Below are 26,385 nucleotides of genomic sequence, written 5' to 3'. Positions count from 1 at the left end.
GTGTTACATTATAACATTTACACGAAAAGACAATAACTTATGCAATTGTTACATAACTAATCGGACATTTTGCAACGTCATCAAATGTTACAATTTCATAGCTACTTGGATCACTTTGCACATTGCGTAGCAGTTGATTGTTGAGCGCATGACCTGATTTGTAACCATCGAATTTTGCAATAATTTGATGACCCATGAGGTATAAGTCACCCACTGCATCTAAGATTTTATGTCTTACAAATTCGTCTGAAAAACGTAAACCTTCTTCATTGACCACGCCAGTGTCATCCACGCCAATGGCGTTTTCAAGACTCGCACCGAGCGCTAAATTATTGGCTTTAAGATAGTCCAAATCTTTCATAAAGCCAAAAGTTCGCGCTTCACTCACTTCATAGACAAATGTTTCTGTGGAAAAGTCGATGGTGGCTGACTGATATTCTTTTTGAAAGGCTGGATGATCAAAGTCGATAGTGAAATTGAGTTGAAAACCATCATGCGGGGTAAAAATGGCTTTTTTGTCTTGAATCAGCGCTTCGACAGGTTTTAAAATTTTAATAAATTTTTTCGGCGCGTCTTGCTCAAGCAAACCACCTTGCATTAATAGGTAAATAAATGGACCCGCACTGCCATCCATAATCGGTAACTCTGAAGCAGAGACTTCGACAATAAGATTATCAATACCTAATCCCGCAATAGCACTCATCACATGTTCAATGGTGCCGACTTTGGCATTTTCTTGGACCAAGTTGGAGCACATAAACGCTTCTTGAATCAACATTGCATCGGCTGGAATGTCGACCACTGGATCAAGATCAATACGACGAAACACAATCCCTCCATCCGCATGGTGGGGTACAAAGTTCATAAATACTTTTTGACCACTGTGCAGACCAATCCCGCTCGCTTTCACGACACGTTTTAGGGTTCGTTGTTTCAACATATCAGTTCAATCATTTCGCTTAAACCGCTATACGTTAGCATATTTCGCCATTGTACCAAAACAAAAAGGTAGCCCTTGAGCTACCTTTTACGTTGTAACAATGTAAACATATTTTGTTACATATTACTTACGCTGTTGATTTTTAAGATAATCTTGAATACTCATTGGCGTTGGACGACCACTTGCTGTAGGCGCAACTGGTGTACTCGCTGCATCCGTATTCTGACGTTGAATAGCAGGAACATCATCATCATCAACTGCCGTTTGCTGTGCAGCAGATGCATTAGGTACCTGTGCATTAGCAGCTGGACGTTTGACTACATCAGCAGAATCCGCAGAGTTACGTGTTAAACCTGTTGCAATAACGGTGACGCTAATTTCATCACGCGCATCTGGATCAAATACTGTACCGTAGAATACTTGACCTTCGTCTAGATCAACAATTTGGTTAACAACATCGGTAATTTCTTCGATTTCACCGAAAGTCACATCGTCACCACCGGTCACGTTAATTAAGATACCTTTGGCATTCATAATGGTCACGTTATCAAGCAGTGGACTACGAATCGCTTGCTCTGCTGCTTGACGCGCACGATTTTCACCACGACCAAGACCCGCACCCATCATCGCGTAACCGCGTGTACTCATAGCAGTTTTTAGATCGGCGAAGTCAAGGTTGATATGACCTGGACGTACCACAAGATCAAAGATACTGCGTACCGCATTTAACAATACATCATCGGCTTTCTTGTAAGCATCTTTCATTGAGATGTCACGGAAAACTTTAAGTAAGCGTTGGTTTGGAATAATTATTAACGAATCAACATGTTGCTCTAAAGCTTCAATGCCTTTTTCTGCAGACAGTAGACGACGTTTACCTTCAAAGTTAAACGGTGTCGTTACAACGCCAACGGTTAAGATGCCCATTTCTTTAGCAATTTCAGCAACCACTGGTGCAGCACCTGTACCTGTACCACCACCCATACCAGCAGTAACAAACACCATATCGGTGCCTTCTAAATGCTGACGAATGATTTCACGGCTTTCTTCAGCCGCTGCTTGACCCACTTGTGGATTAGCACCAGCGCCAAGTCCACGTGTACTTTGCTCGCCCAATTGGATTTTAAACTGCGCATTCATACGGTCTAAAGCTTGACGGTCTGTATTTGCACAGACAAATTTTACGCCTTGAATGTCAGATTCCAACATGTGTTGCACAGCGTTACCACCAGCACCACCTACACCAAACACAGTAAAACGGGCTTGACCGTTGCTATCGGTTTGATCATCTTCAAAAAATTCAAATGAGGCCATGACCTTGAGATTTCCTAATTCATAATTGGCAGCCACTTAAGCCCGTACACTGCCTTATATTTAATAAACAAAAATTGCTTTAAAGCATGCTGTTCAAGTTCGGGCTTGTCAAGTCTAAGCTTGACTTCTACCCTTATTGTTAACGCTTTTACCGCAGATTCACCATTAAAAGAATGATTTCAACTTATCGTTCAAACCAGACCAAGCGCGGCCAGCACGCTTCCAAATAGAAACCTCGTGGGTTTCTTCTTCCTCAGCAATCGCCTCTGGCAATTCACTTTGGCTAAACATCAGTAGACCAGCTGCTGTTGCGTACTGTGAACGATGTAAGGCTGCTTGATGTTCTTCATCGCTATATACTGCAGTTGGCGGATTGGCTAAATGTGCAGACACCCCCAACATGCGACGTACAAAGGTCACCATACCTTCAATTTGGCAAGCATCACCTGCTAACACCACACCATGATACAAACCTTGTAAAGCACCTGTCTCTTCAAGTTGTTGGCGAATTTGCCCAAAAATCTCTTCATAACGTGCAATAATGATATCAGTCAATTCAATACGACTAATGGTTTGTGGACCATCAATCCCTTGAATTTGAATCATATGATCGGGTTTGACCACTTTTTGGTCCACACAGCCATAACGCAATTTAATACGCTCAGCTTCTTCAGTGGTGGTCTGTAACACGGCTGCGATATCACGCGTTACATGTTCACCACCACGTTGTAGGGTATGGGTCAGTGCTAAACGACCTTCAATATACATAGCAATATTGGTGGTCCCTGCGCCAATATCAATTAAGCATACCCCATACTCTTTTTCATCTTTTAACAGGCAAGCTTCTGATGTGGCAAGGGTCGAAATCACCATTTTTTCGACGCCAATATTGGCGCCTTTCATGGCTCGATCCAAATTTTGCATGGTGCTGATTGGCAACTGCATGAGCTGATAATGCCCAGTCATATTGGTAGCCGACATACGAATTGGATTGTGTACCCACTCACCTGACTCATCCAGGTCAAATCCTAAAGGTACGGCACTGACCAAGTAATGATCAGGCGTCACTTGACTGGCTTTGGCAAGTTCGAGTGCCCGTACCACTTCGCTAGTGGTAATGGTTTTATCAGCACTGGTAATTGCAGTTGAACCAAAGGCGTAGCAACTTTTTAGCTCTGCACTTGGAATAGATACCCAAGCCGAATGCACACGACATTCAGCCATATCTTCTGCTTCTTGCACAGCATTTTTGATTGCAGTGATAACTTTATCGAGACTAACAATTTTCCCTTTATTCATGCCTCGGTTACGAGCTGTTGCCATACCAATGACTTGGATTTTATCTGGCGCGTGTACCTTACCAATCAAAACCGAAACTTTGTGCGTCCCAATGTCAATCGCAACAACCGAGGGAACAGCTTCACTCATTATTCACTACTACCATTATGTTGGTTTAATTTCTGGCCTTAAGCCTCTATTTATAAAGCCAAATTATGGCTTTGCCTGTATTTCTGTTGCAATGCTTGTGTCATTTTTGCTTACAACAAAGTGACCATTAGCAATTGCAGGTGCAGCTGAATGTATCCATTGAATGGCTAACCCATTGCGGTAGCGTAAATCAATTGATGACATTTTATTCCACACCGGTTTAAAGTCAGTTTGTGCTAAGTGACTTAAGCGTTGCAGCTTACTCATGGTTTGATCTTGATCTACGATAACACGCAGACCCGAATCAAACTGCATAAACCAGGTCATTCGGTCAGTTAAATATAATTCTTTGAGACGCAAATTCACTGGTAAAAATAGTTGGTTGATTTCATTGTAACGGCGCATCATCATTTCAGATTGATGTACAGGGCCATGCAATAGTGGTAAATGCTGATAATTTTTGGCATCCACTTCGCTAAACACCACGCCATTGTCACTTAACAGACGTCCTGTACCCCAACGTGCAATTGGATGACGCGGCATAACACGTACACGAATCGCATTGGGCCATGCACGTGAAACCACCACGCGATCCACCCAAGAAAGTTCAAGTGTACGATCGCGTATAACTTCTAAATCTGAAGTGAAGTAATTTTCTTTAATCACAGGTGCTACATGCTGCACGACTTTAGCGCTTTCGGTACTAGAACGTGTCCCGACTACGTCAAGTTCAGCAACATGTGCATCTGTCATGAGTTTATACAGTGCATAAATTCCTACTGCCAATACAGCACAGGCAATTACCAAAAGCAGCCATCCACCCGCATTAGCCAGTTTTTCTTGCTTGGTCGGTGGTTTTTCATGAATCGAGGTAATCGCTTTGCGTTTACGCCGCATTGTAGCAGGAAGTTGTACCATGACTTAGTAAGCCGCATCCGTTAAGGTTTGCTCTAAGATGGCAACACATAACTGCTCAAAGCTATAGCCAACTGCTGCTGCAGCTTTGGGCACTAAAGAATGACTGGTCATTCCCGGCACAGTATTGACTTCTAGTAACCAAAAATTACCTTGCTCATCCTGCATGGCATCAATACGTCCCCACCCACTCGCACCTACTGCTTGAAAAGCACGTAAGCAAAGCGCTTGTAAGCGTTTTTCTTCATCTTCAGTTAAACCGCATGGAATACCGTATTGCACATCATTACGATTATACTTGGCTTCAAAGTCATAGAATGCGACGTCAGCCGGCGGCTGTAAACGAATCACAGGCAGTGCCTGACCATTTAAAATCACAATGGTAAATTCACGACCGCTAATCCATTTTTCTGCCATAACCACTGCATCATGTTCGGTTGCTTTGGCAATAGCTTCAGCAAAGTCTTCAATCTTTTCGACTTTACTCATGCCAATGCTTGAGCCTTCATGCACAGGTTTGATAATAAACGGCAGACCAATGGATGCAACAATTTCTTCTAAATCAGAATCTTTTGTTACGATTCGATAGGGTGCAGTTGGCAACTCAGAACCTTGCCATACTTGCTTGGTTTTGACCTTATCCATACCAATCGCTGAACCCTGTACACCGGTACCGGTATACGGGATATTTAACCATTCTAATGTGCCTTGAATTTGACCATCTTCACCACCACGACCATGCAACACAATAAAGGCACGGTCGTAGCCAACTAGCTCAGTGACACTACGTTCTTGCGGATCAAAAGCTTCGGCATTTACCCCTGAACGTACTAATGCTTCAAGTACTGCTGTCCCGCTATCGAGAGACACCTGACGCTCTGCTGACTTACCACCTAATAACACGGCAACTTTGCCGAATTTTGAAACATCTGACACGCTAATATCCTTAAAAGTTGTTATGATTTTCAATCAAATTCACAATCACATGCTTATTTTAAATATAAATGATTTTGTGCTAATTCAACTGAGATTCCACCCACATTACCTGCGCCTTGCGTTAATAACAAGTCATTCGCTTGTAACACTTTTTGCATAGCATTTTGCAGATTGCCTTCTACTGGATCGATCAAAATCGGTTCGACGTCACCACGTAAACGGATACTGCGTGCAAGCGCACGACTATCTGCACCGACAATTGGTTTTTCACCTGCAGGATACACTTCTAATAACAATAATTGATCGACTTGTGACAATACATCTACGAAGTCATCAAAGCAGTCACGGGTACGGCTAAAACGGTGTGGTTGGAACATCATCACTAAACGACGATCAGGATGGCTCTGACGCGCAGCCTTAATGGTGGCTTCCACTTCTTTTGGATGGTGGCCGTAGTCATCCACTAATTTTACGTCACCACCTTCCACTTCAAATTGACCTTGAATTTGGAAACGACGACCAACACCACTAAAGCTCTCTAAAGCACGGCAAATTGCACCGTCGGATACACCTTCATCGGTTGCAATACCAATTGCAGCCAATGCATTTAAAATGTTGTGCGCGCCCGGCATATTAATGGTCACGCGTAGTGGCTCACGGTCTTTACGCAACACGGTAAAGTGTGATTGCATACCATCTTGTGCCACATCTACTGCACGAATGTCGTTATCTTCATTAAAACCATAGGTTAACAATGGACGACCAATACGCGGCATAATTTCGCGGATATTGGCATCGTCACCACACACCACAGCTAAACCATAGAATGGAAGTTTTTGTAAGAACTGAACAAAAGTATCTTTGAGCACATCAAAGCTACCGCCATAGGTATCCATATGGTCAGCATCAATGTTGGTCACAATGGTTGCCATCGGCTGTAAATGCAAGAAGGATGCATCTGATTCGTCTGCTTCAGCCACGATATAACGGCTTGCACCTAGTGCTGCATTGACACCGGTGCGATTGAGCAAACCACCAATGACATAAGTTGGATCAAGATTTTCTTCTGCCAACATACAAGTTACAAGACTTGTGGTTGTCGTTTTACCATGCGTACCTGCAACCGCAATACCGTGACGGTAACGCATCAATTCGCCTAACATTTCGGCACGGCGCACCACAGGAATACGGTTTTCTAAAGCTGCTTTTACTTCTGGGTTTTCAGGGTCAATCGCGGTAGACACCACCAACACATCAGCATTGACAATATTTTCAGCCGCGTGACCTAAATACACCTGAATGCCATTTTCTTCAAGCTGAGCCGTGGTTTTAGAGGCTTTAATATCTGAGCCTGAAACTTGATAACCTTGGTTTTTAAGTACTTCGGCAATACCACACATTCCGGCCCCACCAATACCCACAAAGTGAATGTGTTTGATACGGCGCATTTCTGGCACTTTAATTAACTTTTTCGCTTGTTCAGCAGGTGTAGATGGAGACATAAATTACTCGGATTACAATTCTTGAATTAAACGAACCACATGTTGGGTTGCATCAGGTTGGGCATGTTGACGGGCTTTCACTGCCATTTTCGACAGGGTTTGGCGATTCATCAACGGTGCTAAGAGTTCTGTTAAACTTTCAGAGGTCATCGTGCCTTGTGGACAAATTTTAGCTGCACCGGCATTGGCCAAAAATTTAGCATTTGCAGTTTGGTGATCATCCACCGCACTTGGGAGTGGCACAAAAATCGCAGCCACACCTGCTGTGGCAATTTCGGTAACTGTTAAAGCACCCGCGCGGCAAATAATTAAATCGGCATCGCTATAGGCTTTGGCCATATCTTCAATAAAGGCTTGTACCTCTACTTTGACATGACTTGGTGCATTGGCATAACGTGCAGCAGTGCTGTCTTGGTTTTTTTGACCACATTGATGATAAATATCTAAAGGCACACCCAGTTGCATTAATGCCGCTGGCACACGTTCATTTAAGGCTTGCGCACCGAGCGAACCACCTACAATTAACACACGTAGTGCTAAACCTGCTTTTTCACGCTGCTCATAACGCCAAGCTGGACTTAAAATCTCGGTAATTTCTTTACGTACCGGATTACCTGTTGCTACAACTTTAGTGCTTTTAGCAAAGGTATTTGGAAATGCTTCGCAGACGGTTTTTGCTACACGCGATAATTGGGTATTGGTAAAGCCTGCTACCGCATTTTGCTCATGAATAATCACAGGAATACCTAAAGCACGTGCAGCTAAGCCACCGGGGCCTGCCACATAACCACCAAAGCCTGCTACAGCGTCTACATTCAGCTGCTTCATATATTTCATGGCGCTTAACGTGGCTTTTAAAATTTTAAATGGTGCCAGTAGCTTACGCACTACCCCATTACCACGTACACCTTGGATATCAATTTGATAAATTGGAATATTTTGGTTTTGTAATAAGCGATTTTCCATACCTGATGGCGTTGCCAACCAAGATACTTCAACCCCTTGTTGTTTTAATTCTTTAGCCACGGCTAAGGCGGGGAACACATGTCCACCTGTACCTGCGGCCATCATCATGACATGTTTAGGTTGTTGTTTCTGCACTTGGCTCACGGTCTATTTCTTCAATTCAGATATGGCTAATGAAAGATCTTAATAAGCGGACAATTGTAATCACAAAAATGCAGGCTTGAAAGTTTATTTACTTTTTTTCACTCGGCATTTTATTGGTTTTTTTCCTTAGATTGATAACTTTAAACTAGTTTTATTATTAACAGCAAATAAGTTCATAAATTATATACATATTATACCAACTTGCTTTGCTGTAACTTAGATTTTTATTTTATCGTGTTTTTTAAATTTGTGAAACACATCACAATAATAAGCAAAAAAAAGAGCCAGCAAATGGCTCTTTTTTGAATTTATGGTCAATTCTTTAAGCTTTTAGACCTTGCTCTAATACATCAAAAAGATCGTCAGCAATTGAAGTTGCAAATTGCGCGTCAATCTCACGAATACAGGTTGGGCTGGTGACATTAATTTCTGTCACATAGTTTCCAATCACATCTAAACCGACAAAGACTAAACCTTTTTCTTTTAAGAAAGGTCCAACTTTTGCAGCAATCGCTTTGTCATTTTCAGTCAATGGGCGCGCTTCACCACGACCACCCGCAGCTAAATTACCGCGTGTTTCACCATTTTGTGGAATACGTGCTAAGCAATAAGGTACAGCTTCACCATTAATCATCAGGATACGCTTATCACCATCGACAATTTCTGGAATATAACGCTGTGCCATAATAGGCTGCTGCCCCATTTGAGTGAGCATTTCTAGTGTAGAACCAATATTGGCACCATCGGCAGTTAAACGGAAAATGCCCATACCCCCCATACCATCAAGTGGTTTTACAATCACGTCTTGATGTTGAACAATAAATTCACGAATCAGAGCATCTTGTGAAGTCACTAAAGTCGGAACTTGTAATTCTGGAAACTGTGTGGCAAATAATTTTTCGTTACAGTCACGTAGGCTTTGTGGTTTGTTAATAATCCATGCGCCTTCGCGTTCTGCTTGTTCTAAAATATAAGTGCTATAAACAAAGTTCATATCAAACGGTGGATCTTTACGCATAAGTACAACGTCGTACGCTGCGATAGATTCTTTTTGTTTTTCGCCCAGTTCATAGTAATGATTGTAGTCTTCAAACACTTTTAAAGGTGCAATTAAACCAAAAGCTTTACCTTGATCAATATATAAATCTTGTTGTAATGCATAACCTAATTCGTGTCCACGACGCGATGCAGCCCAAAGCATTGCCATAGTTGAATCTTTTTTTAGGTTTACATTTTCGATGGGATCCATCACCACAAGTACGCGCATATTATTGTGCTCAATTACGATTTAAATTGGCAAAAGTATAGCGGAGATTACAGCATGTGCATGGCTATTTTATGCTGTGGTTAGGCTTTTTGCTGCAAAGGATTTTTAGACTAATGTTACAAGCGATTGTAGATTTTTATTTAGATGCTGAGGGTCATTGGGTGGCAAAGCTTGCCTGTGGGCATTCTCAACATGTAAGGCATAATCCACCGTGGCAAAATCGTCCTTGGGTGATGACTGAACAAGGACGGAAAGAAAAGTTGGGGGTGATATTGGAATGCAAGTTGTGTGATGAAACAGCTCTTTAAATTAATTCAATCTTCTACAGATGCCTTAATATTTTTTGTTTGATGAAGCTTTTTCTGTCTATCGAGCTCCCGTACTTTTGCTCTAAGTTCGTCCTCATTCCAATCACGATGTGCTTTCTCATATTCATTTTTAAACTGGCGCTGCTCCACATTGAGATCTCTTAAATTCTTATTTATTTTTTTAAATTCTTCTAATTGGTTTTCATGTACACTTTTCATACTTATACGTTCAATATCTTTATATTCTGAAAAGTCTAAAATATATTCTCGCTCAAAATTACTTGCATTTTTATCTTGATATGTAACTTTCACCCTGAAAATTAAATTAAAAAACATATCTATACTTTGCTGTTCTTGTCCTGTAACCCTATCCACACTAAACAAATTACTAAATTTCATCTCAGATGGAGATAAATGTTTTAGTCCTTTTACCATAAAGGTAGGACCACTAATCCTTGCCAGTATTTTATTAGATAGTTCGCTATATTTATCTTTATTATCATTTTCTATATCTAACTTGATATTAAATGCATGTCCTAAACCCTCATTAGTAATTTTTAATCGAAACCAATTAATAGACTCATTCATATGATCAATTTTCACAGTAATAAAAGGCTCTATATGCACTCTAGTAATTTTTTGATTTTCTTTTAATGCTTGTTTTGCTGTAAATGCTGCCCAAAAAGCTACCCCTAATGTAAAAGCATAGACGATCACAGAGAACCAATCAGTCAACGTAGTTTGGTGAGAAATATGTAATTTTAAAAAGTCTAAAATTGGCTGTTCCATAATTTTTATTAAGAATAAATAAAGCCCTATCATGGATAGAGCTTTATTAAAAATCAATATCTTGTATTAAAAATTAGATACCATATTTGACACGGTACGCTTCCATTTTAGCCAAAGCTTCTTTATTGCCTTTAGCAGCTAAATAATCCATTAAATCTTTCATGGTAATTAAAGCATGTACTGGAATTTCTAATTCTTTTTGGACTTCTTGAATCGCAGACAATTCACCTTGACCTTTTTCTTGACGGTCAAGCGCAACTAAAACACCCGCAATTTGTGCACCAGCATTCTTTAAAATGGTTACCACTTCACGAATTGCAGTACCTGCCGTGATTACATCATCAATGATCCAAACCTTTTTGCCTTCAACTGAAGCACCTACCAACACACCACCTTCACCGTGATCTTTGGCTTCTTTACGGTTAAAGCCCCAAGGCACGCTTACGCCATGGTTTTGTGACAATGCCACAGCAGTCGCTGCAACAAATGGAATACCTTTATAGGCAGGGCCAAAAATCACTTCTACGTTATCGCATTCAGTCAATTTTGCCGCATAGCCAGATGCTAAACCTGTTAATGCTTCGCCATCATTGAGTAAACCTGCATTAAAAAAATAAGGGCTCACACGACCCGATTTTAAAGTAAACTCACCAAATTTAAGCACACCACGTGATAATGCGAGTTCGATAAAAGCTTGTGGGTTAAATGCCGCTTGCGTTGTCATGAGGTGCTCCATTTTTTAAGTTTGAGGTTAAACCTAAGCATGATACCAAAGAGTAGCTATCCAAGTGATCAAAAAATTTTACGTGTCGTATCAATCAACGTAAATGGATTACGTTCAGCGGAAAAAAAAGGGATTTTTGACTGGATGGCAACTTCAGATGCCGATGTCATCTGCATGCAAGAGTCACGTATTACCCATGAACAATGGACGGACAAATTTAAACCTGAAGGTTGGTACACGCATCTGTTCCCTGCTGAACGTCCAGGCTATGCAGGCACTGCTATTTATAGCCGTTTGCCCTTTGTGTCCGTGACTGATGGTTTGGGGTTTGAACTCGCTGATTCACAAGGTCGCTTTATATCAGCAGAGTTTGATTTAGGTTTAGATAAAACCGCCCATATTTGCTCATTGTATTTACCATCAGGCTCATCAGGTGAAGAAGCACAAGCGCGTAAAGATCACTTTTTAGATGAATATAAGAAAATTTTAAAACAATGGCGTGATGAAGACAAATCAGTCATTGTGTGTGGTGACTACAATATTGTGCATAAACGCATTGATATTAAAAACTGGTCGGGCAATCAAAAAGCCTCAGGCTGTCTGCCACACGAACGTGCATGGCTTGATCATATCTATGATGATTTAGGCTATGTGGATACTTTCCGTGAAGTGATTAAAGAAGCTGAGGTCTATTCTTGGTGGTCCAACCGTGGTCAAGCCCGTGCCAAAAATGTGGGTTGGCGGATTGACTACCAAGCCTGTTCACCCGATTGGAAAGCGCGTACTGTCAATGCATGGGTGTATAAAGAAACATGGTTTAGTGACCATGCCCCAGTGATTATTGACTACAAATTGTAAAACTCAGTAAACACTTGTTTACTTAAACAGCGTCTATCTCCTACACACACTGTCGTCTTTGTAGCTTTTTTCATAAGCTTATTCAGGGCATTATGTTGCCACAGCACAGGGAAGCGGTCAGGATGACCACATATGGATTGGATGCTGTAGGATGAAAATAAATAAGTACTTACAAAGCGCTTGTTTTCAAGGATTAGACAACGGACGTTGCAATGAGACCCGCATAATCAGGATGATTAGATGCGGGTTTTCAACATCTTGAGCCTATCTTTTTGATCTATACTTAATTATTTTTACTATAAAACTAGGTTAAGACCTGAATATGACAGCCACGTGACCATAGGATTAAACTTTAGCGTCGAATGGTTTAAGCTAAAGAAAAATCAGCTTAGAGATCTTTGATGTTAAAAATTTATGGTATTAAAAACTGTAGTTCAATGAAAAAAGCCTTTGACCTACTTAATGAGTTAGGGTTGGATTATGAGTTTTATGACTACAAAAAACAAGCACCAGAAGCAGCCACCGTCCAAGCTTGGCTAGCAGCTAAAGGTCAAGAAGTGATCTTAAACAAAAAAGGAACAACTTGGCGTAATCTTTCTGAACAAGAACAACAAGATGCACTCAGTTCACCACAAAATTTAATTACCGCTTTAATCACACACAGTAGCTTGATTAAGCGTCCAGTGTTAGCGACCCAACAGGGCTATATTGTCGGTTTTGATGAAGCAGCTTACCGAGCATTGGCTGCTAATTCATGATAAAAAGCCTGCAACATGCAGGCTTTTTAAACTCAATTTTAGTTGGCACGTTGCCAAGTTTGGGTACGTCCCAATACAGATACACCAATAAAGCCATGCATATCTAGGCTATCGCCTTTTAACTGACTTTTTAGCTTATACGTTTTGCCTGAGTTTGGATCTACAATAGACCCTCCCTCGTATTTGTTGTTACCCACATTTTTTAGACCATGCACAATTGTTAAACCTTTTAAGGATTTATTTTTGTAAGGTCCTTCGCATTTACTACACGCGTTTTCTTCACCCGGCGTTAAAACCTGCTGAATAGAAGCGGATAAAGTGCCATTTTTTTGTTGGGTAAATTTAACCAAAGCTTTGGCTTGCTTGGTTTTATCGTCTACAGTCTTCCATACTGTACCATTTAAAGGATCCGCTGCACTCGCAAGACTGACAAAGCCGAATAATCCTAATGCGACAAATAATTTTTTCATTGTTATAAATTTCCTTGGGTCGAAACGACATGCTTAGTATTCAAAATTGGCAACAAATTTGCAATTTTTGAATGTGACTATTTAGTGTAAGCTTGTAAAATTGGTTGTGAAAAATACAACTATAAGTATATTAAAAATAAATAGGACTATGATGAAAATTGATCCACTTTTTAAGCAGCTAGCCACTGAAAAACTGCTGAAAACCGCGATTCGTGCACCAAGCCGCCTGAATTTGCCGCCTAATACTCTACGTTTTGCTTTAGAGCAAATGAGTCGTGTTTTTCCCCAAAGTCATCAAGTCAGTATTCGTGAGCTAAACTTAACCGGTTTAAAAGTAGAAGAAATCAAAGCCCAAGATGAAGCCACGCAATTAATTTTTTACATTCATGGAGGTGCGTTCTTTGTCGGTTCATTAACCACTCACCGTGCTTATCTGACCCAACTGGCCGCCCGCACCCAAATGCAAGTCTTGCATGTACAATATCCTCTAGCACCGGAGTATCAATTTCCAGATGCCATTGAAGCCTTATTGCGTTTGTATAAAGATTTATTAGCTCAAGGTGTTCAAGCAAAAGATATTATTTTAGCCGGCGATTGTTCAGGTGCTAATTTGGCCTTAGCCCTTGCACTGCGTATCCGTGAAGAAAAATTACAACAAGTTAGTGGCTTAATGTTGGCTTCACCATTTGTAGACTTAACCTTAACCAGTGAATCGATTCGTTACAACGCTAAACTGGATGCTATGCTCAGCCCTAAAGCGTTAAAAACTGGCATTGAATATTATGTACCGCGTGGTTATGAACTTGGCGACGAAAAAATTTCACCATTATTTGCAGATTTAACAGACTTACCACCGCTATTTATTCAGGTGGGTTCTAAAGCCCTGTTACTAGATGACGCCAAACGTTTGCACCAACGTGCTGAAGCAGCTGGGGTTAAAACCAGTTTAAAAATCTATACTGGGATGTGGCACAACTTCCAACTGTTTCATGCTTGGTTTGAGGAAGGTCAGCAAGCCTTAGCAGATCTGGCTGAGTTTGCACATAGTGTCGATCTTGATTAAAAAAAAGGTCAGTATGAGCTGACCTTTTTATGATTAGATTTGGGTAATTTTTGCTAATGCTACATTAATGGCTTGAGTTTTAATGTCTTCGCCCATGTTCACGCCTTCAGCGCGAATGACGTTAACATCAGTCACTCCAGTGAAGTTAAATACTGCTTTTAATAAACCCTCTTGGAAGTCGACTGGGCTGTTATCGCCATAGACACCACCACGGCTACTTAAGATGTATGCAGTTTTATTGCCTGCTAAACCGACAGGACCATTTTCTGTATATTTAAAGGTACGACCTGCCACGCTAATACGGTCAATCCATGCTTTTAAGTTTGATGATAAGCCAAAGTTATACATCGAAGCACCCACGACTACGATATCGGCTGCTAAATATTGATTTAACAACTTCTCGCCTAAAGCACTTTGCTCATCATCCTGGCCCATTAAAATCGCGCCAGTTAAATGCGGAATATTGACTGTATTTAAATCTAGATATTCAATGTCTAAATCAACATGTTTGCTTTTAAGCTGCTCAATCACTGCTTGACTTAACTGACGTGAAACAGATGCTGCGCCTAAAATACTTGAATCAATATGTAAAACTTTCATAACTAGCCTAAATTTATGTTTATATGATGAGGCCATTATAACGTCCTATAAATATGATTTAATCACCACATATAGCACACTATGTTTTAAATTTAGAACAAAGGCTTGGGGTACTGATTTGTATAAAATCATGTGTTTTAAGCAATACAGAGAAAAGGACATAAAAAAAGCAGTCCTGATCTAAAGAACAAGACTGCTGTTGTATCTGTCACACATGGTTAAAAAGCGTAAGTAAAACCTAAAGCCGCTTGATAATGGTCATGCTGACCATTTAAAGCTAACCCAACACTTGCGTCTAATTGCAAGCGTGAATTCACTTGATACAGCAGGCCAGAGCCTAAACCATATTCGTAATCCTGCCCTTCTGCTTTGGAGTAAACCAATTCAGAATAGCCACCAAGTTTAGGGCTAAAGTTATATTCTAGCGTAGGTACAGCAGTCACACGCCAGCGGCCATCTTGCACTGCATAAAACATGCTCATTGCCGTGGTCACATCTTGATTATAGGCAAACGAAACCGTCGACCCAATGCTATACACGTCATCTTGTAGACTAAACTGGTCATCACCTGTGGCAAGCACAGCTTGAGCGAGTAAAGCCATGGATAACTGCTCATCATCTAAATTGATGGCTTTTTTTAGACCAATACTGACATCACCCAAACCATCATCTTCAACTGACTGACCTGCAACTTTGGTTTTTGACCATGCAGGTCCTTGCCAACCCAACTGTAACTCAAGATCATCACTTAACCCTGTACGGAGTAAAGTATCTGCGTAGATTTGAGTATGTTTAACTGTTTGACCTGCATCATTTTGATATTCAAGATAATGAGCATTGGCCAAGCTTTGTTCCCATGCCAACTGTCCCACTGGTACAGTAGACGTGCTAAAACCAGTACCTGGACGATCAAAACTATAGTCAGCAGCAAAACTCAAAGAAGTTAAGCCAAGCGTTGCCAGTGCAACAAAGGTTTGTTGTGTTGTCATATATTTTCCAAAGTTAAGCGAGCTCTTTTGACATTTTTGCGCCATGGGCACGTAGTAACTCTAATACTTGTTGTTCTTCAGGTAGCGCTTGTGACCAATCAATCTCATCAAAATCACAATCGAAGAACAAATGGCTAATTGAAGAGAGAATGGTTAAATCATCTTCATCCTTGGTATTTGGATTGACTTTTTCTGCCAATAAACGTTCAACCGCAGGTACACATGCTGCACTTGCTACATCCCAAAGTGGACCATAGATTTCTTCTGAATCCCATAAATGTAAATTGACTTTCGCTTTAATCAAAGCGTCTAAAATTTGCATATACGGCTTTAAGTAAGCAGCTTTTTGCTCATCTGATAATGGTTGGCCTGCTTCGTGTGCTTCGCAGACTTGTTCCCACCAAGCAAATAAAGTGTCTGACCAAAGTGAAATTAAAGGACCGGTTTCACTATCAATAATAAAGTTTGGATCGACCCCTTGAGCCAACAGACTTTCAACTTCAGCAACATCTAAAGCGGAGATGGCAGCAGCTAGGGCTTGTTGTTGTGTGCTTAACATAAAACTTTCTCTCTTTTATCTAAGGACTATTATGCCCAATCTACTTAGATTTGCGATGACAAATTTAACAGCCAATAAAAAAGCCCCCAAAGGGGCTTATTAAAATACGAACTTTAGTCGTCTTCATCATCTAGTAAATCAGCTTTACCTGCATCTGGATCAACATAACTAGGTTGCTGCGCACGCGGCTTATCTTTTTTCTCAATCACGTGTTCTAGACTACGTTTTAAACGGTCAATCGCACCGGTAATTGCGGTATCGACATTTGGACCACGGTGATTGACCACCACAGGTTTCAGTCCTGCAGGGCGCGCCTCAATCATACATTTAATGTCATCATCGCCGCCTTTGTCCCCATTTTCATCACTCAAATGCACGGAGAAGTGCGTAATACGCTCACTATGGCGTTGGAATTCTTCTGTTAGTTCTGCACGTACATAACCAATTAAACGATCACTATTTTGAATATTTTTATCTGTACGGATTTCAATGTTCATAATCTCATCCTCTTTTCGTATCTTTATCTGAATCTTTTTTGTGCAAAACTTGACTATCTTGGCACGCTTGTCGCTTAGCTGTTGCTATAGCACTACATCTGTATTGTTTTGGAAGACAACCTCCCCTTATTGATGCACTATTTTGAGTCTTAAGAAGCGTCCTTCTATTCTTTGAATATCGGGCTTCTATTTAAAATATGCAAGAGGTATTTGAAAAAAATTATCAAAAGGATACCAAACGTGACAACTTCTTACTTAACTGGTCAAGAACTTATTGATTCTATTCAAAATTCAGAATATTCACGTGATCTCGTTGGCTATCAAGGCACACCGCCACATGCCCATTGGCCGAATCAAGCACGTATTGCAGTACAATTTGTTTTAAATTATGAGGAGGGCGGTGAGAATCATATTGAACATGGTGATGCAGGCTCAGAACAGTTTTTATCGGAAATTGTGGGTGCTGCTAGCTTTGATGCTAAACATATGTCGATGGATTCGATGTACGAATATGGTTCACGCGTAGGTTTTTGGCGTATTCACCAAGAGTTTCAAAAACGTGGCTTAACAATGACGATTTTTGGGGTGGGCATGGCTTTGGCGCGTCATCCAGCCATTGTGGAGGCTATTAAGAGCGCCAATTACGATGTGGTTTCACATGGTCAGCGTTGGTTGCATTACCAACATATTGATCTTGAGACTGAACGCCAGCATATGCATCAAGCCATTACAGTGCTTGAAGCCCTATTTGGGCAAGCACCGATTGGTTGGTATACCGGACGTGATAGCCCCAATACTCGTCAATTATTGGCAGAGTTTCCGCAAATTGAATATGACTGTGACTATTATGGTGATGATTTGCCATTTTGGACTACACTCACTAACGCAGAGCAAACAACTCGTCCACATCTTATTATTCCTTATACCTTAGACACCAATGACATGAAATTTAGCTCAGCAGGTGGGTTTAATACGGGCGATGATTTTTATCAATATTTAAAAGACGCTTTTGATGTGTTGTATGCCGAGGGTGAAACTGCACCAAAAATGTTATCTATTGGCATGCATTGCCGCCTTTTAGGGCGTCCTGGTCGCTTTAAAGCCCTACAACGTTTCTTAGATTATGTACAAAGTCATGAAAAGGTCTGGATTTGTCGTCGTGGCGATATTGCCCGACATTGGCAACAGCACCATCCCGCCCCATAAACTTTAAAGCGCGCTAAAAAGGCGCGTTTTTCATGCCCAATTTTGGCATTGTTATTGCTAATTAGGCGTATACATGACAAATATTCAAAAGATTATGCAATTGAGCCAGTTTAACCAGCAACCCATCCAAGAGGTATTGCAACACTGTGTCAAGATTCCACGCTGGGCCAGTGACATCAGCGCCCAACGCCCCTTTGCCTCACGCCAAGCCGTCCTTGATTTTGCCGAAGATGCGGCACAAACCTGGACTTGGGATGAAATCTTACAGGCTTTAAATACTCACCCAAGGATTGGAGAAAAAAAAGCCCAAGCCGATTTAAGCGCCAAAGAACAACAATTTTCTGCGCGTGAACAAGCCAGCGCACAAGCCGATCAAGCAACGTTAGATTTAATTTTGCAAGGCAATCTCGACTATGAGGCGCGCTTTGGTTATATCTTTTTAATTAAAGCAGCAGGTTTAAGCAGTACAGAAATTTTAACAGCCTTACAACAACGTTTACAGCACGACCCTCTTATAGAACAACAGATTGTAAAACAACAACTGATTGGTATTGCCCTTTTACGTTTAGAACAGGAATTAGATCATGATTAGTACTCATATTTTAGATACCCATTTAGGTCGACCAGCAGCCAATGTTGTGGTGCAATTGTTAGATGAAAGTGGTTCTATTTTAGCGACAGCCACAACCAACACAGATGGACGTATTACTGCCGATGCTTTTGGTTTAAGCGAAATTCAAGCGGGCAATTACAGTTTAGATTTTGCAGTTGCTGATTATTTTAAGTCTTTATATATCAGTACTTTTTTTCCTAAAGCTGTGATTCATTTTACTGTTGAAGATGCCAACCAGCATTATCATATTCCTCTTTTAATTAGTGCTTTTTCTTATTCAACTTATCGTGGGAGCTAAAAAAGTAACGGTTAAATTATCCGTTTGTCTTTTTTAGCTTTATTTTTATTTGATTCACTGTATTCTAACTACGCTTTTTATGGGCTCTGAGATTTTTTCATGAAACTTACACAACTTGCTGCACTGTGTGCACTCTCTTCCGCTGCTGTGTTGGCTCAAGCTAAACCAGTTTGGCAAGACTTTAGCCTTACTGCGCTTTACGGCGAAAACTACGAAGTAGGTACAGATCAACGCACTACGCTTACTGGTGAATATGCGGCTAAATACAAATACTCTGATGTGTTTTTCTTTGTCGATCATCAATGGGATGACGAAAATGAGCAAAGCACCTACTTTGAGCTTGCACCACGTTTAAGCCTAGGTGATGTTTCAGGTAAAGACTTAAGCTTTGGCCCAGTTAAAGATGTATTGGTCGCAACCACTTGGGAACATAATGCTGACTACGATAACAATCGTGGTTTTAACAACTTCCTTTATGGTGTTGGTTTTGCCTTAGATGTTCCGTATACCAACTATGCCAATATCAACTTTTATAAAGCAGATAACGACAGCAAATCTAATAAAGATGATGATTATCAAATGACCATCACTTATGCTGTACCGTTTAAATTGGGTAATGAAGATTTCTTAGTGGACGCATTCCTTGATTGGTCAACTGCTGAAGATACTCATGCTAGCGAATTAAACTGGACTAGCCAATATAAATGGAATGTAGGTAAACACATTTCACCAAGCACTAAGCTATATGTGGGTGTAGAGCACTCTGTTTGGAATAACAAATACGGTATTAAAGGTGTAGATCAAAATGATGTCAGCGCTTTAGTAAAATACCACTTCTAAGCACATCATTTGATGTTAAAAAGGCAAGACTTCGGTCTTGCTTTTTTTTATAGATTTTTCTTAGATACAATGAATTTTTGAGTACATTTTTATGATGTCTTTTAGTTTACGTGCTGCCACCAAAGATGATCTTACTGCGATTTTGGCAATCTACAATCACGAAATTGAACACAATACAGCAAACTGGAATACCCAGACTTTTGACCTCGACTATATGCAAAATTTCTTTGCCGACTTACAACAACATGGCTTTCCATTGGTTGTGGCGGTGGAAGATGCCACACAACACATTGCGGCTTATGCCGATTATTCATTTTTTAGTCAAAATAGCGGTTATATCTATACGGTTGAACACTCGGTCTTTGTTAAACCTGAATATCAAGGTCATGGTTTAGGCAAACGTTTAATGCACGCCTTAATTGAACATGCACATACTCAAAAACTACATATGATGGTGGCTGCCATTGATGCAGAGAATGTTGGTTCTATTCATCTGCATCAAAAGCTTGGCTTTGTACAAACTGGTTATTTACCACAAATGGGGTTTAAATTTGGGACTTGGCGTGATTTGGTGTATATGCAACTGAATTTAAAAATAGCTCGCGGCGAATAGCTGTTCACCTTGCAGCGCGACAATCACCAAGTTGTGATCTGCTGCATGGTAATAAAAACTTTGTAGCTGATTAAAGCTCACCCGCAAAGCTCCTAATAACTCATCTGAGGAGAGTTGGGACGCAATATTCGCTGTTTGAATCTGCTGAACGTGTTTGGCTTGAATAAACTCCGTGACCTCTAAATCATTCAATGCTGCATATACGTCTGAGACTCTAACCACAGTATTATAATGCACACGTGCTCCTGGGATAGGATGTATGCTAAGTGGGTGAATAGGGTGCAAAGCCTCCTTTAAAATTGCATCACTCTGTAGTAAATAATCTAAGGCTTGCCAATCTGTCAGTTGCAAACGGTATTGGATCGCGGGGCACGTCACAATATCTTCTGTGCTCTGTGCATTTAAAATCAGCTGCTCAAGGCTGTTGGCGTCTAGTGCTAAAAGTAGTATTTGCATCGTTGTTGTTCCTTATTGTGGATGCGCTCTTGGCTAGCTTAACGCCTTTTTGTGGTGCATTGGGCTGTGAATATGTAAAAAAAAGGGCTGAATGCCCTTTCGCTGTAATCTGTTATTTTTATTTTTTCTATTTATTATTCAATGACTAACTTAGTCCAATGGATTATCAACAATGTTGCTAATAATACCTTGCATGATATGCGGCCCCTGCTCCTTACGTAAATCGGCATACCAATCTTCTGTGACTTTTTGATCTTTCATGTGTGTCACATCACAACGTTTACGCGCACGTAATACCAACTCGTTAGCACGCGCATTCCGTTTGTTTTGATAACGCTTGAGCGCGTCTTCAATGCCTAAAGTATTAATTTGCAAAGCGCGTGCCAAGTAAATCGCATCTTCCATAGCTTGACACCCCCCTTGGCCAATATCTGGTGTCGTGCTGTGTGCTGCATCCCCCATAATTACTACACGACCTCTATAGAACTGGGTAAACGGTTCAATATCATGAATTTCTACCCGATTGGTACGCTGCTCATCAATCGCATCTATTAAATGCTGTACTGGCTGACACCAACCTTTAAAATATTGTTTTAATAAATTTTTATACTGACTACGATCATTATCTAAGCCTAAAGGCAATGGGACATCAAAGAAAAAATAAAAACGGTTATCGGCAACTGGCATCAGTGAAGCACGTTTGCCCTCACCTACAAAAGTTGTCCATTGATCCGCAGGAGCAAGCTGTGGTGAGATCTCGACTAAACCATTCCAGTTGACATAACCTGCATAGCGGCGTTCAACTTTTTCACCTAATACATAAGAACGGGTAATTGAATGAGTCCCATCTGCACCGATCAACAGATCAGCTTCAACTGTGCTGCCGTCGGCAAACTGTACTTTGACCTGATCACCAAGATCTTCTAGTCCTGTCATTCGTTTGCCTAAATGAATGTCTGCCTTGCCAAACTCCTGCATTAACATGTCTTGTAATTCAGCACGCGATACAGGGTATGGACGTTGACCCACTTCTTCAATCAGCGGCTGCAGGCTAAATTGCGTCATCACTTCGCCATTTAAGCCATCAATATAAGCCAGATGGTCCATCTGACCACCTAAGGCCGCAACTTTATCGGTTAAACCTAAGTAATTTAAGCATTTTACCCCATTGGACCAAAGTGAAATTGCCGCCCCAACTGGCAAAATTTGCTCGGCTTGTTCATAGATTCGTACTTGGTGACCAAATTTTTTGAGCGCAATACCTGTGGTTAAACCACCCATGCCTGCACCAATAATGACGATATCCATCTTATTCTCCGCTTATCCTTGTTTATTGATCAGCTTTAAAGCGAAAACTATGCCATTTTAAAAAATGTGCTGAAAAAAAAGGCAAAGTTGGCACAGGCTGTGCTTCTTAAAGCACAAATTTGCATTGTTTTGGGCTGTTTTGTGATTTGAGCTGCCCAATCTTGCAACACCAATAATCATAGCAATGGAAAATAATATGGCGACTTTGACCGCACCTGTTTTTGAACTTCCTAACCAGCTACAACAGCTCACTAATCTTGCCGATGCTGAAATTGGCGCCCAAGTGCTCGCGTGTTCAGATGAGTTTTTTGCTGAAGCCAAACGCATGCTACAGTTTGCAGCACCAATCTTTGTCGAAGATAAATTTGATGATCATGGCAAATGGATGGATGGTTGGGAAACGCGTCGTAAACGCCATGCTGGCTATGACTGGGCCATAATCAAACTGGGTGTGGCTGGAAAAATCAAAGCGCTAGATATTGATACTACTTTTTTTACCGGTAACTACCCTGCTTCCGCTTTGGTTGAGGCTTGTTATGCACCAAATGGCGATGTTGATGCTGCAACATGGTGCAATATCTTACCGAATAGTATTTTAGGTCCGGGCCAACATCATCTGTTTGATATTCAGGACCAAAGCACCTACACCCATGTCCGTTTAAATATTTTCCCTGACGGTGGTGTAGCACGCTTTAAAGTGTATGGTGAAGTGCAAATTCAAATCTCTGATGCCAGTCAAAGCTTAGATTTATTGGCCCTACAAAATGGGGGGCGTGTGGTTGCCTACAGTGATGCGCATTTTGGTCACCCACGTAACTTAATTAAGCCTAATCGCGGTATTAACATGGGTGATGGTTGGGAAACCAAACGCCGCCGTGCCCCAGGATTTGATTGGTGTATTTTAGCTCTAGGCCAAGCCGGTCATATCGAAAAAATTGACATCGATACTGCACATTTTAAAGGTAACTATCCGGCTCAAGTGTCGATTCAAGCGATTTATGTAGAAGATGCCACTGATCCACAGTTGATTCCGCAAAGTATGTTCTGGCCGTATTTATTGGAGGCTCAAGACACGCAAATGGATCATATTCATAGTTACGTGAATGAGATTTTAGCGCATGAAAAAATCAGTCATATTCGTGTCAATATGATTCCAGATGGTGGTATTAGCCGTATTCGTTTATTTGGCAAAATTTAATGTTCTCGCCCTAACGCTTAAGTTGACTTAAGCGTTTTCAATTTAAAAAGAATTCTTATGCAAAGTATTCAAATTCAAAAGTTAAGCCCTGAAAATTTCGCGCCTTTTGGTGAAGTCATTAGTTGCCAAGGCAATGAATTTTTCCATATTAACGATGCACATACCGAACGCTATCATGCCTTAGTAGAAACTGAAATTATAGGCGAAGCCAAAGCGGGAATTAGTATTTTTCGTAATATAAAAGCCACGCAGTTGCCGTTTACAATTCAGATGTTAGAGCGCCATCCAAACGGTTCTCAAGCCTTTATTCCCATGCAAGGGCAAGCATTTTTGCTGGTAGTGGCCAAAGCTTTAAATGAGCATGCACCTGACTTAAATCAAATTTATGCCTTTATTACAGATGGCTCCCAAGGCGTGAATTATCGCGCGGGTACATGGCATCATCCCTTACTCACTTTTGAAGCCCCGAGTGATTTTGCTGTGGTGGATCGGATTGGTAAAGGGCCTAACTGTGATGTGTGGACCTTTCATCCTATTGAGGTTACAACCCAACCCTAAACTCAGTTAAGCTAATGCTTTATCGCATAACATAACAATACGATGGATCAGCAGCAGCTTATTATTTTAGTCTTATGTGCTTTAGCGGCATTATTACATGGCTTAAGCGGTTTTGGCTTTCCGATGCTAAGCACCGCTCTTATTGCGAGCTTTTATCCGCTCTCCATCAGTATTGCTGTTGTTATTATTCCCTGTTTATTACTCAATATCTTGGTGCTGTTTTCGACAGCGCGCCACTTAAGGCACTATATACACCGCTATTTGGTACTCATTCTAAGCAGTATGCTGGGCACTTGGCTTGGTGTCGCTTTATTACTTTATCTCTCAGAACAACATTTAAAAATCATGCTTGGGGTGATTTTACTGGCTTATGTGTTCGATCAATTCAGTGCTCGCCCGTTAAATTTAGCCGCATCACAGCGCAATATGGCCATATTTGGTTGTGCCGCAGGTGTGGTTGGTGGGGCCAGTAATGCGATGGCTCCATTATTGATTTTATATTTAATGGCCAGTCAACATCAGAAAAATGATGTGGTGATCATCAGTAACCTGATCTTTTTGATCAGTAAAATTGTACAACTATTTTTACTATGGCCTATATTAGAACAACAGCTTGCTTACAATAGCAGCTTGATCCTATGGCTGAGCATCAGTGCTGTAATTGGGGTGTTGCTTGCCAATCGCTTTCGGCAAAAAATATCACAACGCCATTTTCGTTACCTTATTTTAATCTTAATGACTTTGCTCGGCCTACAAGCACTATATCAAGCCATGTTTTAAAAATGTGCCCCAGCATAGCGCAAGGGGTGCTCAATAATAAAAATACTCACATAAAGGAAATCAATTATGTCTACAACCCTGAGCACAGGTTCAGGTCAAATTGAACCCAAACGCTTAATCAAAGGTGGTGTGATTATTGTCATTGCGGCAATTTTATCTTACCTCTGTTATCAAGCCTTACCCTACGACAGCAATGCCAATAAGGGGCTAGCCTTACTGTTATTTATTGGGATTTTATGGCTGACCGAAGCTATTCATATTACCATCACTGCGCTTCTTATTCCTGTGTTGGCCGTGATTTTACAATTGCCCTTTGAAGCAGCCGACAAAACACTGCAACCTTTAACCACGAGTAAAGCCTTAAGTTTATTTGCCGACCCCGTGATTTTTTTATTCTTTGGCGGTTTTGCTTTAGCCACGGCGCTGCATATTCAAAAGCTCGATAAAAAAATTGCCATGAAAATTATTTCCCTGAGTGGCGGCCATTTAGGTATATCAATTTTCGCGATTTTTTTAGTCACTGCTTTATTGTCAATGTGGATTTCCAATACTGCTACCGCAGCCATGATGTTACCGCTGGCACTGGGTTTAGCCTCACATTTAGATGCGCAAAAAGATCGTAAAACCTTAGTGTTTATTTTACTGGGTATTGCCTATTCTGCCAGTATTGGTGGGCTAGGCACCTTAGTCGGCTCCCCTCCTAATGCCATTGCAGCCAAAGCTTTAGATTATGATTTTGCCGATTGGATGAAAATTGGTTTACCCATGATGCTGATCTTATTGCCTGCCATGCTGCTGAGTTTATATGTGGTTTTACGGCCTAAACTGAATCATAAAATTGATTTTCAAGCCGAAAATATTGCATGGACTAAAACCCGTATTGCTACCATGATTTTATTTATCTGTACGGCAATTGCTTGGATTTTGGGTAAAAAGCTCTCAGAAAACTTTGGTATTTCCCAACCTGACACATGGACCGCTTTGCTTGCTGCCTGTTTAGTAGTGATTTTAGGCACAGCCACATGGAAACAAGTGTCCGAAAATACTGATTGGGGCGTGTTGCTCTTGTTTGGCGGGGGTTTAACCTTAAGCGCGGTACTCAAAGATTCCGGCGCGTCTTTGGTGTTAGGTCAAACCATTGCCAATACCTTTGGTGATACTTCGCCACTGATGATTATTTTTGTAGTGACAATCTTTATTATCTTCTTGACTGAATTTACCAGTAATACCGCGTCTGCGGCACTGTTAGTCCCTGTCTTTGCGGTGATTGCCGATCAAATGGGAATGCCCAAAGAAGTGTTAGTGATTGTGATTGGTATTGGTGCATCGTGTGCCTTTATGTTACCTGTGGCCACGCCACCCAATGCGATTGTATTTGGTACGGGTCATATTCAACAACGTGAAATGATGACCGTAGGGATGGTGCTCAATATCTTGTGTATCTTTATTATCGCATTTTTTGTGTATGCATTTTTTATGTAAAAAAAG

General features: G+C 40.9%; 30 protein-coding genes. 13 read left to right on the top strand and 17 right to left on the bottom strand.

The window, feature by feature from the left end; translation table 11 throughout:
- Positions 1 to 37: 37 nt before the first annotated feature.
- From lpxC to gshB, 8 genes are all read right to left on the bottom strand, one after another.
- On the bottom strand, positions 38 to 940 hold the full coding sequence (gene lpxC, locus AC5YCI_RS07085) for a UDP-3-O-acyl-N-acetylglucosamine deacetylase (RefSeq protein ID WP_496130239.1): 903 nt from the start codon (positions 938 to 940) through the stop codon (positions 38 to 40).
- Positions 941 to 1,063: 123 nt separating this feature from the next.
- Positions 1,064 to 2,254 carry a cell division protein FtsZ gene (gene ftsZ, locus AC5YCI_RS07080; protein ID WP_496130238.1) on the bottom strand — a complete coding sequence of 397 codons (1,191 nt, stop codon included), beginning with the start codon at positions 2,252 to 2,254 and terminating at the stop codon, positions 1,064 to 1,066.
- 165 nt (positions 2,255 to 2,419) lie between these two features.
- A complete protein-coding gene (gene ftsA / locus AC5YCI_RS07075; RefSeq protein ID WP_496130237.1) occupies positions 2,420 to 3,682 on the bottom strand; it encodes a cell division protein FtsA in 1,263 nt (420 codons plus the stop codon).
- A gap of 63 nt (positions 3,683 to 3,745) precedes the next feature.
- Complete coding sequence (locus AC5YCI_RS07070; RefSeq protein WP_496130236.1) at positions 3,746 to 4,600, bottom strand: cell division protein FtsQ/DivIB; 855 nt, start codon at positions 4,598 to 4,600, stop codon at positions 3,746 to 3,748.
- Positions 4,601 to 4,603: 3 nt separating this feature from the next.
- Entirely contained in the window at positions 4,604 to 5,533 is a 930-nt protein-coding gene (locus tag AC5YCI_RS07065) for a D-alanine--D-alanine ligase (RefSeq protein WP_496130235.1), read from the bottom strand.
- 53 nt (positions 5,534 to 5,586) lie between these two features.
- Positions 5,587 to 7,035, bottom strand: a complete 1,449-nt coding sequence (gene murC, locus AC5YCI_RS07060; RefSeq protein WP_496130234.1) for a UDP-N-acetylmuramate--L-alanine ligase — start codon at positions 7,033 to 7,035, stop codon at positions 5,587 to 5,589.
- A gap of 12 nt (positions 7,036 to 7,047) precedes the next feature.
- On the bottom strand, positions 7,048 to 8,145 hold the full coding sequence (gene murG / locus AC5YCI_RS07055) for an undecaprenyldiphospho-muramoylpentapeptide beta-N-acetylglucosaminyltransferase (protein WP_496130233.1): 1,098 nt from the start codon (positions 8,143 to 8,145) through the stop codon (positions 7,048 to 7,050).
- A 322-nt stretch (positions 8,146 to 8,467) separates the two neighbouring features.
- Entirely contained in the window at positions 8,468 to 9,412 is a 945-nt protein-coding gene (gshB, locus tag AC5YCI_RS07050) for a glutathione synthase (protein WP_496130232.1), read from the bottom strand.
- A 113-nt stretch (positions 9,413 to 9,525) separates the two neighbouring features.
- On the opposite strand from gshB, the gene AC5YCI_RS07045 reads away from it, so the two are divergent.
- Positions 9,526 to 9,720 (top strand): DUF3565 domain-containing protein, encoded by a 195-nt coding sequence (locus AC5YCI_RS07045; protein WP_496130231.1) that lies wholly within the window; start codon positions 9,526 to 9,528, stop codon positions 9,718 to 9,720.
- 6 nt (positions 9,721 to 9,726) lie between these two features.
- On the opposite strand, the gene AC5YCI_RS07040 is transcribed toward AC5YCI_RS07045, so the two are convergent.
- Positions 9,727 to 10,509: a DUF8453 domain-containing protein gene (locus AC5YCI_RS07040; protein WP_496175339.1), complete on the bottom strand. Its 783-nt coding sequence runs from the start codon at positions 10,507 to 10,509 to the stop codon at positions 9,727 to 9,729.
- A 73-nt stretch (positions 10,510 to 10,582) separates the two neighbouring features.
- Complete coding sequence (gene pyrE / locus AC5YCI_RS07035) at positions 10,583 to 11,233, bottom strand: orotate phosphoribosyltransferase (protein WP_496130712.1); 651 nt, start codon at positions 11,231 to 11,233, stop codon at positions 10,583 to 10,585.
- A 39-nt stretch (positions 11,234 to 11,272) separates the two neighbouring features.
- Between pyrE and AC5YCI_RS07030 the strand changes: the two genes are divergently transcribed.
- Positions 11,273 to 12,091 carry an exodeoxyribonuclease III gene (locus AC5YCI_RS07030; protein ID WP_496130713.1) on the top strand — a complete coding sequence of 273 codons (819 nt, stop codon included), beginning with the start codon at positions 11,273 to 11,275 and terminating at the stop codon, positions 12,089 to 12,091.
- Positions 12,092 to 12,492: 401 nt separating this feature from the next.
- Positions 12,493 to 12,849 carry a Spx/MgsR family RNA polymerase-binding regulatory protein gene (locus tag AC5YCI_RS07025; RefSeq protein WP_496130714.1) on the top strand — a complete coding sequence of 119 codons (357 nt, stop codon included), beginning with the start codon at positions 12,493 to 12,495 and terminating at the stop codon, positions 12,847 to 12,849.
- 38 nt (positions 12,850 to 12,887) lie between these two features.
- On the opposite strand, the gene AC5YCI_RS07020 is transcribed toward AC5YCI_RS07025, so the two are convergent.
- A complete protein-coding gene (locus AC5YCI_RS07020) occupies positions 12,888 to 13,319 on the bottom strand; it encodes a DUF2147 domain-containing protein (RefSeq protein WP_496130715.1) in 432 nt (143 codons plus the stop codon).
- Between the two features lie 151 nt (positions 13,320 to 13,470).
- Between AC5YCI_RS07020 and AC5YCI_RS07015 the strand changes: the two genes are divergently transcribed.
- Positions 13,471 to 14,382: an alpha/beta hydrolase gene (locus AC5YCI_RS07015; protein ID WP_496130716.1), complete on the top strand. Its 912-nt coding sequence runs from the start codon at positions 13,471 to 13,473 to the stop codon at positions 14,380 to 14,382.
- A 33-nt stretch (positions 14,383 to 14,415) separates the two neighbouring features.
- Here AC5YCI_RS07015 and AC5YCI_RS07010 read toward each other — a convergent pair whose 3' ends face one another.
- From AC5YCI_RS07010 to AC5YCI_RS06995, 4 genes are all read right to left on the bottom strand, one after another.
- Entirely contained in the window at positions 14,416 to 14,982 is a 567-nt protein-coding gene (locus AC5YCI_RS07010) for an FMN-dependent NADH-azoreductase (RefSeq protein WP_496130717.1), read from the bottom strand.
- Between the two features lie 218 nt (positions 14,983 to 15,200).
- Entirely contained in the window at positions 15,201 to 15,971 is a 771-nt protein-coding gene (locus AC5YCI_RS07005) for a transporter (RefSeq protein WP_496130718.1), read from the bottom strand.
- Between the two features lie 13 nt (positions 15,972 to 15,984).
- Positions 15,985 to 16,530 (bottom strand): ankyrin repeat domain-containing protein, encoded by a 546-nt coding sequence (locus AC5YCI_RS07000; RefSeq protein ID WP_496130719.1) that lies wholly within the window; start codon positions 16,528 to 16,530, stop codon positions 15,985 to 15,987.
- 113 nt (positions 16,531 to 16,643) lie between these two features.
- Complete coding sequence (locus AC5YCI_RS06995) at positions 16,644 to 17,027, bottom strand: HPF/RaiA family ribosome-associated protein (protein ID WP_496130720.1); 384 nt, start codon at positions 17,025 to 17,027, stop codon at positions 16,644 to 16,646.
- A gap of 240 nt (positions 17,028 to 17,267) precedes the next feature.
- Here AC5YCI_RS06995 and puuE point away from each other — a divergent pair, with 240 nt between their 5' ends.
- The 5 genes from puuE (at position 17,268) to AC5YCI_RS06970 (ending at position 20,597) form a co-directional block, all read left to right on the top strand.
- Positions 17,268 to 18,233 carry an allantoinase PuuE gene (gene puuE / locus AC5YCI_RS06990; protein ID WP_496130721.1) on the top strand — a complete coding sequence of 322 codons (966 nt, stop codon included), beginning with the start codon at positions 17,268 to 17,270 and terminating at the stop codon, positions 18,231 to 18,233.
- Between the two features lie 94 nt (positions 18,234 to 18,327).
- A complete protein-coding gene (gene uraD / locus AC5YCI_RS06985) occupies positions 18,328 to 18,825 on the top strand; it encodes a 2-oxo-4-hydroxy-4-carboxy-5-ureidoimidazoline decarboxylase (protein WP_496130730.1) in 498 nt (165 codons plus the stop codon).
- Positions 18,818 to 19,144, top strand: coding sequence for a hydroxyisourate hydrolase (uraH, locus tag AC5YCI_RS06980; protein WP_496130722.1), 327 nt, complete (start codon positions 18,818 to 18,820; stop codon positions 19,142 to 19,144). Before uraD ends, uraH begins: the two co-directional genes overlap by 8 nt.
- Before the next feature lie 99 nt (positions 19,145 to 19,243).
- Positions 19,244 to 19,984: an outer membrane protein OmpK gene (locus AC5YCI_RS06975; RefSeq protein ID WP_168400629.1), complete on the top strand. Its 741-nt coding sequence runs from the start codon at positions 19,244 to 19,246 to the stop codon at positions 19,982 to 19,984.
- A 94-nt stretch (positions 19,985 to 20,078) separates the two neighbouring features.
- On the top strand, positions 20,079 to 20,597 hold the full coding sequence (locus AC5YCI_RS06970) for a GNAT family N-acetyltransferase (protein WP_496130731.1): 519 nt from the start codon (positions 20,079 to 20,081) through the stop codon (positions 20,595 to 20,597).
- Here AC5YCI_RS06970 and AC5YCI_RS06965 read toward each other — a convergent pair.
- Both AC5YCI_RS06965 and hpxO read right to left on the bottom strand, forming a co-directional pair.
- Positions 20,574 to 21,053 carry a DUF1877 family protein gene (locus tag AC5YCI_RS06965; protein ID WP_496130723.1) on the bottom strand — a complete coding sequence of 160 codons (480 nt, stop codon included), beginning with the start codon at positions 21,051 to 21,053 and terminating at the stop codon, positions 20,574 to 20,576. The two genes, AC5YCI_RS06970 and AC5YCI_RS06965, sit on opposite strands and share 24 nt — an antisense overlap.
- 150 nt (positions 21,054 to 21,203) lie before the next feature.
- The gene (gene hpxO / locus AC5YCI_RS06960; protein WP_496130724.1) at positions 21,204 to 22,361 is read right to left on the bottom strand and encodes an FAD-dependent urate hydroxylase HpxO; all 1,158 of its coding nucleotides are present in this window, start codon (positions 22,359 to 22,361) and stop codon (positions 21,204 to 21,206) included.
- 196 nt (positions 22,362 to 22,557) lie between these two features.
- Here hpxO and alc point away from each other — a divergent pair, with 196 nt between their 5' ends.
- From alc to AC5YCI_RS06940, 4 genes are all read left to right on the top strand, one after another.
- On the top strand, positions 22,558 to 23,559 hold the full coding sequence (gene alc, locus AC5YCI_RS06955; protein ID WP_496130725.1) for an allantoicase: 1,002 nt from the start codon (positions 22,558 to 22,560) through the stop codon (positions 23,557 to 23,559).
- 51 nt (positions 23,560 to 23,610) lie between these two features.
- On the top strand, positions 23,611 to 24,117 hold the full coding sequence (locus AC5YCI_RS06950; protein ID WP_496130732.1) for an ureidoglycolate lyase: 507 nt from the start codon (positions 23,611 to 23,613) through the stop codon (positions 24,115 to 24,117).
- A gap of 42 nt (positions 24,118 to 24,159) precedes the next feature.
- On the top strand, positions 24,160 to 24,897 hold the full coding sequence (locus AC5YCI_RS06945) for a sulfite exporter TauE/SafE family protein (RefSeq protein WP_496130726.1): 738 nt from the start codon (positions 24,160 to 24,162) through the stop codon (positions 24,895 to 24,897).
- A 66-nt stretch (positions 24,898 to 24,963) separates the two neighbouring features.
- Positions 24,964 to 26,379 carry an SLC13 family permease gene (locus tag AC5YCI_RS06940; protein WP_496130727.1) on the top strand — a complete coding sequence of 472 codons (1,416 nt, stop codon included), beginning with the start codon at positions 24,964 to 24,966 and terminating at the stop codon, positions 26,377 to 26,379.
- Positions 26,380 to 26,385: the final 6 nt, after the last annotated feature.

It is taken from the genome of Acinetobacter sp. CY17 (assembly GCF_059515825.1).
This window is presented reverse-complemented; position numbering and strand designations above follow the sequence as displayed.

Bases quoted from the DNA above. Each gene is read 5' to 3' on its own strand.
- lpxC (WP_496130239.1), bottom strand. From the start codon at position 940: ATGTTGAAACAACGAACCCTAAAACGTGTCGTGAAAGCGAGCGGGATT.
- ftsZ (WP_496130238.1), bottom strand. From the start codon at position 2,254: ATGGCCTCATTTGAATTTTTTGAAGATGATCAAACCGATAGCAACGGT.
- ftsA (WP_496130237.1), bottom strand. From the start codon at position 3,682: ATGAGTGAAGCTGTTCCCTCGGTTGTTGCGATTGACATTGGGACGCAC.
- AC5YCI_RS07070 (WP_496130236.1), bottom strand. From the start codon at position 4,600: ATGGTACAACTTCCTGCTACAATGCGGCGTAAACGCAAAGCGATTACC.
- murC (WP_496130234.1), bottom strand. From the start codon at position 7,035: ATGTCTCCATCTACACCTGCTGAACAAGCGAAAAAGTTAATTAAAGTG.
- gshB (WP_496130232.1), bottom strand. From the start codon at position 9,412: ATGCGCGTACTTGTGGTGATGGATCCCATCGAAAATGTAAACCTAAAA.
- AC5YCI_RS07045 (WP_496130231.1), top strand. From the start codon at position 9,526: ATGTTACAAGCGATTGTAGATTTTTATTTAGATGCTGAGGGTCATTGG.
- AC5YCI_RS07040 (WP_496175339.1), bottom strand. From the start codon at position 10,509: ATGGAACAGCCAATTTTAGACTTTTTAAAATTACATATTTCTCACCAA.
- pyrE (WP_496130712.1), bottom strand. From the start codon at position 11,233: ATGACAACGCAAGCGGCATTTAACCCACAAGCTTTTATCGAACTCGCA.
- AC5YCI_RS07030 (WP_496130713.1), top strand. From the start codon at position 11,273: ATGATACCAAAGAGTAGCTATCCAAGTGATCAAAAAATTTTACGTGTC.
- AC5YCI_RS07025 (WP_496130714.1), top strand. From the start codon at position 12,493: ATGTTAAAAATTTATGGTATTAAAAACTGTAGTTCAATGAAAAAAGCC.
- AC5YCI_RS07020 (WP_496130715.1), bottom strand. From the start codon at position 13,319: ATGAAAAAATTATTTGTCGCATTAGGATTATTCGGCTTTGTCAGTCTT.
- AC5YCI_RS07015 (WP_496130716.1), top strand. From the start codon at position 13,471: ATGAAAATTGATCCACTTTTTAAGCAGCTAGCCACTGAAAAACTGCTG.
- AC5YCI_RS07010 (WP_496130717.1), bottom strand. From the start codon at position 14,982: ATGAAAGTTTTACATATTGATTCAAGTATTTTAGGCGCAGCATCTGTT.
- AC5YCI_RS07005 (WP_496130718.1), bottom strand. From the start codon at position 15,971: ATGACAACACAACAAACCTTTGTTGCACTGGCAACGCTTGGCTTAACT.
- AC5YCI_RS07000 (WP_496130719.1), bottom strand. From the start codon at position 16,530: ATGTTAAGCACACAACAACAAGCCCTAGCTGCTGCCATCTCCGCTTTA.
- AC5YCI_RS06995 (WP_496130720.1), bottom strand. From the start codon at position 17,027: ATGAACATTGAAATCCGTACAGATAAAAATATTCAAAATAGTGATCGT.
- uraD (WP_496130730.1), top strand. From the start codon at position 18,328: ATGCAATTGAGCCAGTTTAACCAGCAACCCATCCAAGAGGTATTGCAA.
- uraH (WP_496130722.1), top strand. From the start codon at position 18,818: ATGATTAGTACTCATATTTTAGATACCCATTTAGGTCGACCAGCAGCC.
- AC5YCI_RS06975 (WP_168400629.1), top strand. From the start codon at position 19,244: ATGAAACTTACACAACTTGCTGCACTGTGTGCACTCTCTTCCGCTGCT.
- AC5YCI_RS06970 (WP_496130731.1), top strand. From the start codon at position 20,079: ATGTCTTTTAGTTTACGTGCTGCCACCAAAGATGATCTTACTGCGATT.
- AC5YCI_RS06965 (WP_496130723.1), bottom strand. From the start codon at position 21,053: ATGCAAATACTACTTTTAGCACTAGACGCCAACAGCCTTGAGCAGCTG.
- hpxO (WP_496130724.1), bottom strand. From the start codon at position 22,361: ATGGATATCGTCATTATTGGTGCAGGCATGGGTGGTTTAACCACAGGT.
- alc (WP_496130725.1), top strand. From the start codon at position 22,558: ATGGCGACTTTGACCGCACCTGTTTTTGAACTTCCTAACCAGCTACAA.
- AC5YCI_RS06945 (WP_496130726.1), top strand. From the start codon at position 24,160: ATGGATCAGCAGCAGCTTATTATTTTAGTCTTATGTGCTTTAGCGGCA.
- AC5YCI_RS06940 (WP_496130727.1), top strand. From the start codon at position 24,964: ATGTCTACAACCCTGAGCACAGGTTCAGGTCAAATTGAACCCAAACGC.